The sequence below is a fragment of the Sphingomonas sp. genome, assembly GCF_965200135.1.
GTDB lineage: Bacteria > Pseudomonadota > Alphaproteobacteria > Sphingomonadales > Sphingomonadaceae > Sphingomonas.
Window position 1 is genome coordinate 25968 of sequence record NZ_CBDATK010000006.1, and the last position, 13180, is coordinate 39147.

The 13180-nt window shown below is 68.9% G+C and carries 13 protein-coding genes and 2 tRNA genes; 5 read left to right on the top strand and 10 right to left on the bottom strand.

Annotation, left to right across the window (positions count from 1 at the left end):
* Together ACOFKS_RS04740 and ACOFKS_RS04745 are read right to left on the bottom strand one after the other, a co-directional pair.
* Positions 1–780 (bottom strand): SDR family NAD(P)-dependent oxidoreductase, encoded by a 780-nt coding sequence (locus tag ACOFKS_RS04740; RefSeq protein ID WP_419808100.1) that lies wholly within the window; start codon positions 778–780, stop codon positions 1–3.
* A gap of 110 nt (positions 781–890) precedes the next feature.
* Complete coding sequence (locus ACOFKS_RS04745) at positions 891–2060, bottom strand: acetyl-CoA C-acetyltransferase (RefSeq protein ID WP_419808101.1); 1170 nt, start codon at positions 2058–2060, stop codon at positions 891–893.
* Positions 2061–2131: 71 nt separating this feature from the next.
* Here ACOFKS_RS04745 and ACOFKS_RS04750 point away from each other — a divergent pair, with 71 nt between their 5' ends.
* Positions 2132–2797, top strand: coding sequence for a nitroreductase (locus ACOFKS_RS04750; RefSeq protein WP_419808102.1), 666 nt, complete (start codon positions 2132–2134; stop codon positions 2795–2797).
* A gap of 52 nt (positions 2798–2849) precedes the next feature.
* Here the strand turns inward: ACOFKS_RS04750 and ACOFKS_RS04755 are convergent, their stop codons facing one another.
* Complete coding sequence (locus ACOFKS_RS04755; protein ID WP_419808103.1) at positions 2850–3116, bottom strand: hypothetical protein; 267 nt, start codon at positions 3114–3116, stop codon at positions 2850–2852.
* A 54-nt stretch (positions 3117–3170) separates the two neighbouring features.
* Positions 3171–4571 (bottom strand): DEAD/DEAH box helicase, encoded by a 1401-nt coding sequence (locus ACOFKS_RS04760; RefSeq protein ID WP_419808104.1) that lies wholly within the window; start codon positions 4569–4571, stop codon positions 3171–3173.
* A 250-nt stretch (positions 4572–4821) separates the two neighbouring features.
* On the opposite strand from ACOFKS_RS04760, the gene dapB reads away from it, so the two are divergent.
* From dapB to ACOFKS_RS04780, 4 genes are all read left to right on the top strand, one after another.
* Positions 4822–5544, top strand: a complete 723-nt coding sequence (gene dapB / locus ACOFKS_RS04765) for a 4-hydroxy-tetrahydrodipicolinate reductase (protein ID WP_419808105.1) — start codon at positions 4822–4824, stop codon at positions 5542–5544.
* Between the two features lie 10 nt (positions 5545–5554).
* Positions 5555–6214 (top strand): endonuclease III, encoded by a 660-nt coding sequence (gene nth / locus ACOFKS_RS04770; protein WP_419808106.1) that lies wholly within the window; start codon positions 5555–5557, stop codon positions 6212–6214.
* Positions 6215–6224: 10 nt separating this feature from the next.
* A complete protein-coding gene (locus ACOFKS_RS04775; RefSeq protein ID WP_419808107.1) occupies positions 6225–6593 on the top strand; it encodes a hypothetical protein in 369 nt (122 codons plus the stop codon).
* Positions 6594–6636: 43 nt separating this feature from the next.
* Positions 6637–6713: transfer RNA gene (locus ACOFKS_RS04780), tRNA-Arg, on the top strand.
* Positions 6714–7134: 421 nt separating this feature from the next.
* On the opposite strand, the gene ACOFKS_RS04785 is transcribed toward ACOFKS_RS04780, so the two are convergent.
* The 6 genes from ACOFKS_RS04785 to ACOFKS_RS04810 all read right to left on the bottom strand — a co-directional run bounded on the left by ACOFKS_RS04785 (position 7135) and on the right by ACOFKS_RS04810 (position 13063).
* Positions 7135–7210 (bottom strand) — tRNA-Lys (locus tag ACOFKS_RS04785).
* A gap of 74 nt (positions 7211–7284) precedes the next feature.
* Positions 7285–8406, bottom strand: a complete 1122-nt coding sequence (rodA, locus tag ACOFKS_RS04790; protein WP_419808108.1) for a rod shape-determining protein RodA — start codon at positions 8404–8406, stop codon at positions 7285–7287.
* A gap of 10 nt (positions 8407–8416) precedes the next feature.
* Positions 8417–10501, bottom strand: a complete 2085-nt coding sequence (mrdA, locus tag ACOFKS_RS04795; protein WP_419808109.1) for a penicillin-binding protein 2 — start codon at positions 10499–10501, stop codon at positions 8417–8419.
* Entirely contained in the window at positions 10498–11010 is a 513-nt protein-coding gene (gene mreD, locus ACOFKS_RS04800; RefSeq protein WP_419808110.1) for a rod shape-determining protein MreD, read from the bottom strand. Before mreD ends, mrdA begins: the two co-directional genes overlap by 4 nt.
* Positions 11007–11861: a rod shape-determining protein MreC gene (gene mreC, locus ACOFKS_RS04805; protein WP_419808111.1), complete on the bottom strand. Its 855-nt coding sequence runs from the start codon at positions 11859–11861 to the stop codon at positions 11007–11009. Before mreC ends, mreD begins: the two co-directional genes overlap by 4 nt.
* Positions 11862–12022: 161 nt before the next feature.
* The gene (locus tag ACOFKS_RS04810) at positions 12023–13063 is read right to left on the bottom strand and encodes a rod shape-determining protein (protein ID WP_419808112.1); all 1041 of its coding nucleotides are present in this window, start codon (positions 13061–13063) and stop codon (positions 12023–12025) included.
* Positions 13064–13180: the final 117 nt, after the last annotated feature.

Below are 13180 nucleotides of genomic sequence, written 5' to 3' on the forward strand. Positions count from 1 at the left end.
CTATCGCGGTGCCATGCGGATGGCGCCGTCCAGCCGGACGTCCTCGCCGTTGAAATAGCCGTTCTCGATCATCGTCAGCGCGAGGCCGGCATATTCCGCCGGATCGCCCAGCCGCTTGGGGAAGGGCACGGACGCCGCCAGCGCGTCCTTCACCGCCTGTGGCGCGCCGTTCATCAACGGCGTGTTGAAGATGCCGGGCAGGATCGTGTTAACCCGGATGCCCTCGCTCATCAGGTCGCGCGCGATCGGCAGCGTCATGCCGACGACGCCGCCCTTCGACGCCGCATAGGCCGCCTGACCCATCTGGCCGTCCTCAGCCGCGACGCTGGCCGTGTTGACGATCGCGCCGCGCTCGCCGTCGACGGGGTCGAGCGTCAGCATCCCGGCCGCCGATTTCGCGACGCAGCGGAAGGTGCCGACGAGGTTGATCTGGATGATCCAGTTGAACGCATCGAGAGGGAAGTGCTTGATCGAGCCGTCTTCCTTGGACCGGCCGGCGGTCTTGATCGCGTTGCCGGTGCCGGCGCAGCAGACCAGCACGCGCTCCTGCCCGTGCGCGTCGCGGGCCTTGGCGAAACCCGCGTCGACGCTGTCGTCGGAGGTCACGTTGACCTCGCAGAAGATGCCGCCGATGTCGGCCGCGACTGCCTCGCCCTTTTCGGCCTGAAGGTCGAAGATCGCGACCTTGACGCCCTTCGCCGCCAGCGCCCGCGCCGTCGCCTCGCCGAGGCCGGAGGCGCCGCCGGTGACGACGGCGGCGACTGAACTGTTCAACTTCATCTGATTCTCTCCTTCGTCACCCTGGCCTTGAGCCGGGGTCCCGCTGTCTTGATCCCGCGGAAAAGCGTCGTTCCGGGTCAAGCCCGGGATGCCGGTGCCGCCCTACCGCTTCACAGCCGTTCGATGATCGTGACGTTGGCGAGCCCGCCGCCCTCGCACATCGTCTGGAGGCCATAGCGGCCACCGCGCTTGTGCAGTGCATGGACCAGCGTCGCCATCAGCTTGGTGCCGCTGGCGCCGAGCGGATGCCCGAGCGCGATCGCGCCGCCGTTGACGTTGATCTTCGCCGGGTCGCCGCCGGTATGCTTCAGCCAGGCGAGCGGCACCGGCGCGAACGCCTCGTTGACCTCGTACAGGTCGATGTCGTCGATGCTCAGTCCCACGCGCTTCAGCGCCTTGTCGGTCGCGAACAGCGGCTCTTCCAGCATGATGACCGGATCGCCGCCGGTGACCGTCAGGTTGTGGATGCGCGCGAGCGGGGTGAGGCCGTGCTCCTTCAGCGCCCGCTCGCTGACCACCAGCACCGCCGACGCGCCGTCGCAGATCTGCGAGGCGTTGGCGGCGGAGATGACGCCGCCCTCCTTCAACAGCTTGACCGAGCCGATCGACTCCGGCGTCGCGTCATAGCGGATGCCCTCGTCGCGGTCGTGGCGAACGACGCCCTCCGGCGTCTCGACCTCCAGCCCGACGATCTCGTCGGCGAAGTCGCCCCGTTCGGTCGCGGCAGCGGCGCGGCGGTGGCTTTCATACGCGTACCGGTCGAGCATCTCGCGGCTGAACCCGTATTTCGCCGCGATCATCTCCGCGCCCATAAACTGCGAGAACTGGATGTCGGGAAAGCGCTCCGCCTGTTTCGGGCTCATCGCCTTGCCCAGCCCGGCCTGCGCGAACAGCATGCCCGTAGAGCCCATCGGCACGCGCGTCATCGATTCGACGCCCGATGCGATCACCACGTCCTGCGTGCCGCTCATCACCGCTTGCGCGGCGAACTGGATCGCCTGTTGCGAGGAGCCGCACTGACGGTCGATCGTGACGGCGGGCACCGATTGCGGCAATTTCGAAGCCAGCACCGCGCCGCGGCCGACCTGGAACGACTGTTCGCCGCCCTGGCTGACGCAGCCCATGACGACGTCCTCGACCGCCGCCGGATCGATGCCGGTGCGGTCGACCACGGCGCTCAGCACCTCGCCCGCCATGTCGGCCGGGTGCCAGCCCGCGAGCCGGCCGCCGCGCCGGCCGCCGGCGGTGCGGACCGCCTCGACGATATAAGCCTCGGCCATTTCCACTCTCCATAACAACTGTTATCCTCGCCTTCATTGCCCAAAGCGGGCGGGTCGGCAAGAGGTCAGCGGTGGACGTCAGCGAAGCGGTGGCCGAGCGCCGGTCGGTACGTGGGTTCCTCGATCGGCCGGTCGAGCCGGCGTTGCTGAAGGACCTCGCGATCCGCGCGGGGCGGGCGGCCACGGGGGGCAACATCCAGCCCTGGCACATCGATATCGTCCAGGGCGCACCGCTGGCCAAGCTCAAGCAGATCATGCGGGTTAAGATCGCGGCGGGCGAGAAGGAGAAGCCCGGCTACGACATCTACCCGCGCGAGATGACCGAGGCCGCCAAGGCGCGGACGTTCGGCGTCGGCGAGCTACTCTACGGCCATTTGGGCATCCCGCGCGAGGACAAGGCGGCGCGGCTGACCTGGTTCGCGCGCAATTTCCAGTTCTTCGGCGCGCCCGCCGCCTATTTCTGCACGGTCGACCGGCGGATGGGACCGCCGCAATGGGCCGATTGCGGTATGTACCTGCAGAACCTGATGTTGTTGGCGGTCGAGGCGGGACTGGCGACCTGCCCACAGGAGTGCTGGGCGATGTACCCCGCGACGCTGGAGCGCTTCCTGGGAACGCCGGTGGAGCGGATGCTCTTCTGCGGGGTGGCGCTCGGCTATGAGGATGTGGCCGACCCGGTCAACCGGATGCGGAGCGTTCGGGCCGCGGAGGAAGAATGGCTGACGGTAATCGCCTGAACGTGGCGGTACGCCATCCCAGCCTTCGCCGGATAATGCTAGCCTCGACGCCTCAAAGCACCACCGTCGCCGGCTTGCCCCGCTCCAGCCCGGCGAGGATCATCGCCTCCCACACCCCCGGGTCGCCCGCATCGGCCATCGCCTGATCCGGCTCCCGCAACGTCTTCAGTACCGCGATCGCGTCGGGCAGGTAGTCGCGCCAAATGTCATCGACCTGTCGCCCGGCCGACTCGGCGTCGCCTTCGGCATTGGCGCTGATGTGCTGCCCAGCCAGCACGCGCGCGACGCGCTCGACGGCGGGGGTGGTGGATACGTCCATGACAAGACTCCTCGCGGGTTCAGCCTGTAAACCCGCGAGGCGGCCCAAATGTCCTCAGCGCGGCGACGAACCCGCGCTGCGGCCACTGCCACCGCCGGGACGGCCACGACCGCCACCAGAGCGCGCCTGTCCGCCGCCACGACTGGCGTTGGCGTAGGTGCGCCCGTTCGGAGAGGTGCCGTGCGCGGTCTGGCCCGAGCCGCGGGTCGGCTGCGGAACGTGGCTCGCGCGCGGTCGTGCCGGGCCGCGCTGGCGATCCTCGCGGGGCGCGGGATCGGCACCGATCGCCTGCACCCGCGTCGCCTTGATCGCGTTCGCCTGTTGCAGGAAATCGGCGGGCAGCGGACGCTGCTCGATCTTCATCCGCGTCAGCTTCTCGATGTCCTTCAGGTACGGCTTCTCGTCATCCGCACAGAACCCGATCGCGATGCCGCTGGCGCCCGCACGCGCGGTGCGGCCGATGCGATGGACATATTGCTCCGGCACGTTGGGCAGCTCGAAGTTGATGACGTGACTGACGCCCGACACGTCGATGCCGCGTGCGGCGATGTCGGTCGCCACCAGGACGGGAGTCTCGCCCGACTTGAACGCGGCGAGCGCGCGCTCGCGCTGCGGCTGCGACTTGTTGCCGTGGATCGCGTTGGACGCGATGCCGTTGCCCGCCAGCAGCTTCACGACGCGGTCGGCGCCGTGCTTGGTGCGGGTGAACACCAGCGCCCGCTCGATCTGCTCGTCACGTAGCACGATGGTCAGCAACGCCTGCTTCTCCGCCTGATTGACGAAGGTGACATACTGATCGACGCGCTCGGCGGTGGTCGCCGCCGGCTTGATCGACACCGTCGCCGGGTCGGTCAGGTACGCGCCCGCCAGCTCTCGGATCGACGTCGGCATGGTGGCGGAGAAAAACAGCGTCTGGCGCTTGCGCGGCACCATGCGGACGATCTTCTTCAGCGCGTGGATGAAGCCGAGGTCGAGCATCTGGTCGGCCTCGTCCAGCACCAGCACTTCGATCGTCGACAGGTTGCAATAGCCCTGCTCGATCAGGTCGATCAGGCGGCCGGGCGTCGCGACCAGTATGTCGACGCCGCGCGACAGGTCCTGCCGGTTCTTGTTGATCGAGGTGCCGCCGAACACGGTGGCGACCGTCATGCGGCTGAACTGGCCGTAACCGCGCGCGCTGTCCGCGATCTGGCTGGCCAACTCGCGGGTCGGGGCGAGCACCAGCATCCGGCAATGCGTTGGCAGCACGCGCTTGGCCGACGCGACAAGGCGCTGGATGGAGGGAAGGACGAACGCGGCGGTCTTGCCGGTGCCGGTCTGCGCGATGCCGAGCAGATCGCGGCCCTCCAGCACGATCGGGATGGCGTCGCGCTGGATCGGCGTCGGCTCGGTATAGCCCTTGGCGGTGAGCGCACGGGTAAGCGGCTCGGCGAGGCCGAGATGAGCGAATGACATGGTAGAATAGCACTTTCGGTATGGTGCCGGGCTCGCGCGTCGACAAAGGACGGGCGAGCGGCGGGGAATAATGAACCCCCGCGTGATTTTGGGAAGCCCTGCTAGAAGCAACCGAGGCGGAGCCAGGATCGCGAAACGATCCGATCACGCTGCGTTATGACGCCTCGATATGAATGCATCTGTCATGCTGCACCGCAAAAGTCAAGGCGCGGCGGGTGACGGGGCCGTGTCGGTGTGCCAAGGCCCATGCATGACTGCGATCGGCATCTACGGCAGCGCCGGGCGCATGGGCCTCGCCATCGCGCAGGCGATCGAGGCGGCGGGGGCGCGGCTGGCGGGCGGGGCGGACGCGCAGGATGCGCCGGAGCCGATCGCGGCGGCCGCCGACGTGCTGGTCGACTTCTCCGCGCCCGGTGCGCTGGAGGATCACCTGGCGGCCGCCCGTGGCGCGGGCACCCCGATCGTCGTCGGCACCACCGGCCTGCGCGAGCGGCATCAGGCGATGCTCGACGCGGCGGCGGCGGAGATCGCGGTGCTGCAGACCGGCAATACGTCGCTGGGCGTGACGCTGCTCGCCAAGCTGGTGCAGGAGGCCGCGGCGGCGCTCGATTGGGACATCGAGATCGTCGAGATGCACCACCGGCACAAGGTCGACGCGCCGTCGGGCACCGCGCTGCTGCTCGGCGAGGCGGCGGCGGCGGGGCGGCGGATGCCATTGACGGAACTGAAGGTCGAGAGCCGCGCCGGGCTGACCGGTGCGCGGACCGAAGGGACGATCGGCTTCGCGTCCCTGCGGGGCGGCTCGGTGGTCGGCGATCACAGCGTGGTGTTTGCCGGGGAGGGCGAGCGGATCGAGCTCAGCCATTTGGCGCAGGACCGGTCGATCCTCGCCCGCGGTGCGGTGCGGGCAGCGCTGTGGCTCGCCGACCGGCCTGCCGGGCGTTATCGCATGGCCGACGTGCTGGGGCTGTGAGGCCGGCCCGATGAAACGGAAGGACGTTTTCGAGTTCTATCGCCGGCTCGCCGAGGCCGACCCCGATCCGCAGACCGAGCTCGAATATCACAATCCCTACACGTTGCTGGTCGCGGTGGCGCTGTCGGCGCAGGCGACCGACGTCTCGGTCAACAAGGCGACGCGGACGTTGTTCGAGGATGTGCGCGACCCGGCCGCAATGGTGGCGCTGGGCGAAGAAGCCCTGAAGGGGCACATCAAGACGATCGGGCTGTTCAATTCGAAGGCGAAGAACGTCATCGCCTTGTCCGAGCAGCTGCTGTCCGAGCATGGCGGCGAGGTGCCCGCCGACCGCGACGCGCTGGAGCGGCTGCCCGGCGTCGGCCGCAAGACCGCGAACGTGGTAATGAACGTCGCCTTCGGGGCGGAGACGATCGCGGTCGACACGCATATCTTCCGCGTCGGCAACCGGACGGGCCTCGCGCCCGGCAAGACGCCTCTGGCGGTGGAGGCTGGGCTGGAAAAGGCCACGCCCGCGCCCTTTCGCCGCCACGCGCATCACTGGCTGATCCTGCACGGCCGCTACGTCTGCAAGGCGCGAAAGCCGGAATGCTGGCGGTGCATCGTTGCCGACCTCTGCGCGTTCAAGCCCAAGACGCCGCTGCCCGGCCCGATGCCGGTAGCGGCCTGAGGAGATCGTCATGCGTCCCCACACCGCCCTGCTGCTCGCCGCGCTGTCCGTCGCCCCCGCCGCCGCTCGCGAGCGCGTGCCCGCCGCGATGCCGACCGGTCCGGCGGTGACCTGCCTCAACATCACCCAGCTACGCGAGAGCCGCGTCCGCGATGACCGGACGATCGACTTCTACACCAGCGGCCGCCGCGTCTACCGCGTCACGCTGCCCCAGGCATGTCCGCAGCTCGGGTTCGAGCAGCGCTTCTCCTACGAGACATCGCTGAGCCAGCTCTGCTCGACCGACATCATCACCGTGTTGCAATCCTATGGCGGATCGCTGGGTCGCGGCGCCAGTTGCGGAATGGCGCCGTTTCAGCCGGTGACGCTGATAAGGTGAGGGCTGGCGCGCAGGTCGCAGCGCTGCTAACCGGTCCATGCACGCACCCGTAGCTCAGCTGGATAGAGCGCTGCCCTCCGAAGGCAGAGGCCACTGGTTCGAATCCAGTCGGGTGCACCATTTGCTATTGTCTGTTCCCCGGCACGTGTGATGGCCGACTGAGGTAACTGGCTCGACAGCTTCCGGTCGACCTGATCCGCGACCTGCTGTTCCCCCTTGCCGGCCGGGTGGCGGCCGCACTTGAACACGCGCTCTATGCCCTCCAGCCCTGCGGCGAGCGTTCCCGTGCGTTCCGCGACGCTGCGTCACCCGACGCGGCGCGCACGGTCCCGATTGCCTCCGCGCGGACGACCAGCGCGAGCCGGGGGGGAGTATGCCCTGCGGGTCCGGTTGCCAGGTCATGGGTCGGATTGGCGGCGCTGCCCATTGCCGATAAAATCACGGCCGCAGTCAGCGCTCCAAGGCACATTGCTGCAAAAAGGGGAGCTTCAGGGGCGGCCAAAACGCAGCGGCTTCTCATCGCCGCTCAAACACTGAAAAATGGTGGACGCACTTGGGCTCGAACCAAGGACCCGCTGATTAAGAGTCAGCTGCTCTACCAACTGAGCTATGCGTCCGTGACCGCTCGGGAGCGGTGCCCCGCGATCGGAAGCGGGCCGTTAGCATTCAAGCACGTTTGTGCAAACCCTTTTTACCAACCACCGCCCTTCATGCGCTGTCGATTCTGTCGATCGATCGACATCAGGATCGCGAGGCAGAGGAGGACCGTCATCTGTGCCGAGCCGCCGAAGCTGACCAGCGGCAGCGGGATGCCGACTACCGGCGCCAGGCCCATTACCATCGACAGATTGATCGCAACGTAGAAGAAGATCGTCGTCGACAGTCCCGCCGCCGCCAGCTTCGCAAACCGGCTCTCCGCACGCTGGCCGACGTCGATGCCCCAGCGGATCACCAGCATGAAGGCGAGGATCAACAGGCACCCGCCGACCAATCCCCATTCCTCGGCCATCGTCGCGAAGACGAAGTCGGTGTGGCCCTCCGGCAGATAGTCGAGATGGCTCTGCGTGCCGTTGAGGAAGCCCTTGCCCCAGATGCCGCCCGAGCCGATCGCGATCTTCGACTGGCTGATGTGATAGCCGGTGCCGAGCGGGTCGCTTTCTGGGTCGAGGAAGATCAGGATGCGGTTGCGCTGATAGTCGTGGAGCAGGAAGTTGACCGCCAGCGGCGCCGCCACCGCGACCGACAGCGCGCCGCCGACGAACAGCCGCAGCGGCACGCCGGCGAGAAACATGACGGTCGCTCCACCCGCGCCGATCATCAGCGCCGTGCCGAGATCGGGTTGCGCCATCACCAGCAGGAACGGCAGGCCGATCAGCGCGGCCGGACCGACCACGGCGGGCCAGCGGCGCACCTCGCCCGGCGGCATCATGTCGTAGAAGCGCGCGCAGGCGAGCACGACCGCGACCTTCATCAGCTCCGACGGCTGTAGCCGGATGAAGCCCAGGTCCAGCCAACGCTGCGACCCGCCCGAGATGTGGCCGAGCGCCTCGACTCCGAACAGCGCCAGGAGCAGCGCGCCATAGACGGGCCAGACGCCCGCCTTCCACACCCGCTCCGGCACCCGCGACGCGACGATCGCGCCGACGAGGAAGACGGCCAGCTTGATCCCCTGCGACAGCGCCCAGGGCCGGACCGACCCACCGGCGGCGGAATAGAGCACCACCAGCCCGAACCCGCCGATCGCCAGCACCAGCAGGATCACCCGCCAGGGCAGCTGCGCCAACGGCTCCGGGACGATGCCGCCCGACCTCAACCGCCGCTCCTCATTCGCCGCTCCGCTCGGTCGATCCGTCCTGTGCGACCGTGTTGCCCTGCGGCCCCTCGGTCGCCAGGCTCTCCTGGACGGTCGACGCATGATCGGTCGCGGTCTCGACGGCTGGCGAGTTGGACGGCACCTCGGCATCGATCTTGGTCGCGGCCGCAGCGGCGGTCGCATCGCGGGCGCGGCGGTAGTCGTCGGCCTGCGCCGTCATGCGGGTGCGGATGTCGCCGCCCCAGCTCGGCTCGTTCAACTCCAGCGACTTCATCGCGCGATCGCGGTCGAACAGATAGGTCATCACGTCGCGCCCGATCATCGGCGTGTCCAGGTTGCGGACGGTGTGGCCGTTATGCTCCAGTACGACCGCGGCCGCGTAGCGCGGGTTGTCGGCAGGAGCGAAGCAGACGAACAGCGCGTGGTCGCGCATCTTGAAGGGCAGCGCCGCGTTCTTGAGCACGCCCGTGCGCCGCTCCGCCATGGTGATGCGCCGCACCTGCGCGGTGCCGGTCTTGGCCGCGATCGCGACGCCGGGCACTTCCATCCGCGCCGCCGCCCCGGTGCCGCCGCCGTTGACCACGCCCCACATCGCCTCGCGCACCAGCTGGAGGTGCTCGGACGCGAAGGGCAGGGCAGGGGCGTCGCGATGGACGCGATCGGCGAGCAGGCTCGGCTGAAGCATCCGCCCACTCGCCAGCCGCGACGCCATCACCGCGAGCTGCAACGGGTTGGTAAGGACGTAGCCTTGGCCGATCGAGGCGTTGATCCCGTCGGCGACGGTCCACTTCGTCTTGTACTTGCGCTCCTTCCACCCGCTGTCGGGGACGGTGCCGAAGCGCTGCGTCGACAGCGGCAGATCGAACTTCTGGCCCAGCCCCATCGCGCGTGCGACCGGGGCGACGCGGTCGTAGCCGAGCCGTCGCACCATCTCGAAGAAATAGATGTCGCAGCTCTGCATGATCGCGTTTTTGAGGTCCATCGGCCCATGTCCGCCGCGCTTGTGACAGTGGAAGGTGCCGGTGCCGACGCGCATCGCACCGCTGCAACTGACCCGCGCGGTCGGCTCGACCCCCGCCGCCAGCAGCGCCAGCCCGTTCATCGGCTTGACGGTGGAGCCGGGCGGATAGAGTCCCTGCGTGATCTTGTTCATCAGCGGCACGTGCTCGTCGTCCGACAGCATCTGCCATTCCAGATGGCTGATGCCGTCGGAGAAGCTGTTGGGGTCATAGGCGGGCATCGACACCATCGCCATGATTTCGCCCGTCCGACAGTCGATCACCACCGCGGACCCCGAGTTGGTGCCGAGCCGCCGGGCGGTATATTCCTGCAACCCGGCATCGATCGTCAGCCGCTGCGTCGCGCCGGGGCGGTCGGGCCGGGTGGCGAGTTCGGCGACCAGCTTGCCCCGCGCGGTCACCTCGACCCGCTTCGCCCCGGCCTCGCCGCGCAGCTTTTGCTCCAGCGCCTTTTCCAGCCCGTCCTTGCCCAGCTTGAACCCCGGTGCGACCAGCAGCGGGTTGTGCTCGGCCTTGTATTGCTCGGCGGTGGCGGCGCCGACATAGCCGGTCAGGTGCGCGACCGCGGCACCCGCCGGATAGCTGCGAGAGAACCCGCGCGACGGCGCGACGCCGGGCAGCTCGGGCTGGCGCAGCGACACCGCCGCGAATCGCTCCCAGCTGACGTTCTCCGCCACCTGCACCGGCTGAAATCCCTGTGCCGCCTTGAGGTCGAGCCTGATCCGCGCGACATCGTCTGGCGTCAGCGCGAGGAGGCTTGCGAGCAGCGCGAGTTCGCGATCGGCGTCGTCCAGCCGCTCCGGGATGATGTCGACGCGAAAGTCGGTGCGGTTGTTCGCGATCGGCGCGCCGTGCCGGTCGACGATCCACCCCCGGCGCGGCAGCACCGGCGTGGTGTTGACGCGATTGCTCTCCGACAGGATATTGTAATGCTCGTTCTCGGCGATCGCGAGCCAGCCCATCCGCCCGGCCAGCATCGCGCCGAACCCCGCCTGTGCGGTGCCGAGCAGCCAGGCGCGGCGCGAAAAGGTGTAGGCCTGCGTCGCCGCCGACGCGATCGGCGTACCGCGGCTCACCGATAGCCCCGCTTGCCATCGACCCACGCGACCAGCCGCGTCGCGATCGGGAATAGCAGCACCGCCGCCACGCCCTGCATCAGCATCGCCAGATCGACATGCGCCTCCAGCGGCACCGCGATGAACCGGCCCGCCGCCAGGCAGAACACGATCAGCCCGGTCGCGATCAGCCAGTCGAGCCAGAAGTCGCGGAACACCAGCCGCTGATCGATCAGGTCGACGAGCAGGAAGCAGGCCGACCACAGCAGTACCGCCGAGCCCAGCGGCTGACCGCTCACCAGATCGTCTAACAACCCCAAGGGCGCCGCCGCCCACGGCCGCATCGAGAACCGGAACAGCAGCCGCCAGGCGAGCAGCATCAGCAAACCGCACGGCGGCAGCAGCGGCACCGTCGCGATCAGCGGGATCGCCGTCACCAGCGACCCGGCCATCACCGTCAGCCACGGCAACGCACGCGCGCGATTGCGCTGCAGCGGCGTGACGAAGGCATCGAACTCGTCGGCGATCATCGCGCGGGCACCGGCATGAACGGCGTCACCACCAGCGCGAAATCGAGCGCGTCGGGCTGTGCGAAGGGCCGCGCCATCGCGGTATCGACACCGCGCCGGTCGACCCGCGCCACCGGGATGCCGGGTGCGTAGATGCCGCCGGTGCTGGTGGTCACGAACACATCACCGGGGGCGAGACTCACGCCGGTGCTGACGGCGCGGATGTCGAGCTCGCCGTCGCCGCGCCCGGCGGCGATCGCGGGCAGGCCGTCGCGGGTGCGGCGCACCGGGACCAGGCTCTCCGTGTCGGTGAGCAGCAGCACCCGTGCCACCGCCGGCCCGGTCTCGATCACGCGGCCGATCAGCCCGTCGGGGCCGAGCACCGGCATCCCCGGTCGCACACCCTGCCAGCGGCCCGCGTTGAGCAGCGCGAAGCGGCGGCCCGACGACGCGGTGGAACTGACCAGCCGCGCGGTCAGCACCACGTCCGCCGTGCGCTCGCGCACCGCCAGCAAGGCGTGCAGGTGCCGGTTATCCTGAACGATCGCGCGGGCACGGGTCAGCAGCGCGCGGTTGCGGGCAATCTCTGCCTTGAGCGCCTCGTTCTCCGCCTTGACCGCAAAGTGGTCGCCGATCGCGGTGGGCACGTTCGCCGCCCAGCCGATCGCCGTATCGGCGCCCGCCGATACCGGCGCGGTAACGCTCGCCGCCCCCATCCGCAGCGCGGCGAAGGCGGGCGGGTCGAAGTGCGACAGCGCGAGCAGGAGCGCGCCGACCACGGCGCCGGCCACGGCCAGCACATAGCCGACGAAGGCACCGTATTGGCGTCGCCGCGAGAAACCGGTGCGCCGATCGCGTGAGGGGGTCGCCATGCGTGCCGTCAGCGCGTCACCCTCACGCTTCGGGCATGCCGCATCTCCCTCCCGCTCCGGGTCGGAGCGGGGAGAGCGGCGACGCCGCGAAGGGTGAGAGTGACGCGAGCCCGGTGCATCGACTTGCCAACATAACGCAGCCGCCCGCGCGGCCCTAGCGGTTACCCGTTCTGCAGCACGCCACGGAAGATCGGATCTTCCAGCGCACGGCCGGTGCCCAGCGCGACGCAGGTCAGCGGGTCGTCGGCGACGGTGACGGGTAGCCCGGTTTCGTCGCGCAGGACCTCGTCCAGTCCCTGCAACAGCGCGCCGCCCCCGGTCAGGACGATGCCTTGATCGACGATGTCGGCGGCCAGCTCGGGCGCGGTATTCTCCAGCGCGACGCGGACGCCCTCGACGATCGTGGCGACCGGCTCCGACAGCGCCTCGGCGATCTGGCCCTGGTTGATCTGGATCTCCTTGGGCACGCCGTTGACGAGATCGCGGCCCTTGATGAAGATCGTCTGGCCGATGCCGTCGGCGGGCGGCTTGGCGATGCCGACCTCCTTCTTGATCCGCTCCGCCGTCGCTTCGCCGATCAGCAGGTTGTGGTTGCGGCGGACATAGGAGACGATCGCCTCGTCCATCTTGTCGCCGCCGACGCGGACGCTGGTGGTATAGGCAAGGCCGCGCAGCGACAGCACCGCGACCTCGGTCGTGCCCCCCCCGATGTCGACCACCATCGATCCGATCGGCTCGGTCACCGGCATGTCGGCGCCGATCGCGGCCGCCATCGGCTCCTCGATCAGGAAGACCTGGCTGGCCCCGGCGTTGGACGCCGCATCGCGGATCGCGCGTCGCTCCACCTTGGTCGAGCCCGACGGCACGCAGATCACGATCACCGGCCAGCGCGCGAACTTGCGCGGGCCGTGGACCTTGCGGATGAAGAACTTGATCATGTCCTCTGCCACGTCGATGTCGGCGATGACGCCGTCGCGCAGCGGCCGGATCGCCTCGACCGAGCCGGGCGTCTTGCCCATCATCAGCTTGGCGTCGTCGCCGACCGCCTTGACGCGGCGGATGCCGTTCACCGTCTCCATGGCGACGACCGACGGCTCGTTGAGAACGATGCCGCGGCCGCGGACATAGACCAGAGTGTTGGCGGTGCCGAGGTCGATCGCCATGTCCTGCGACATGAACTTGAAAAGGCGGGGAAAGGGCATTGGGGGTTTGTGGTCCGTCTGAACGCGCGAAGGGCCGCACACCACCGCCGGAACGCCAGAACGTCCGGAGCATTCTCGCCGACGGGGTCGCGGGATGAGGCCGATTGGGCTAGGGCT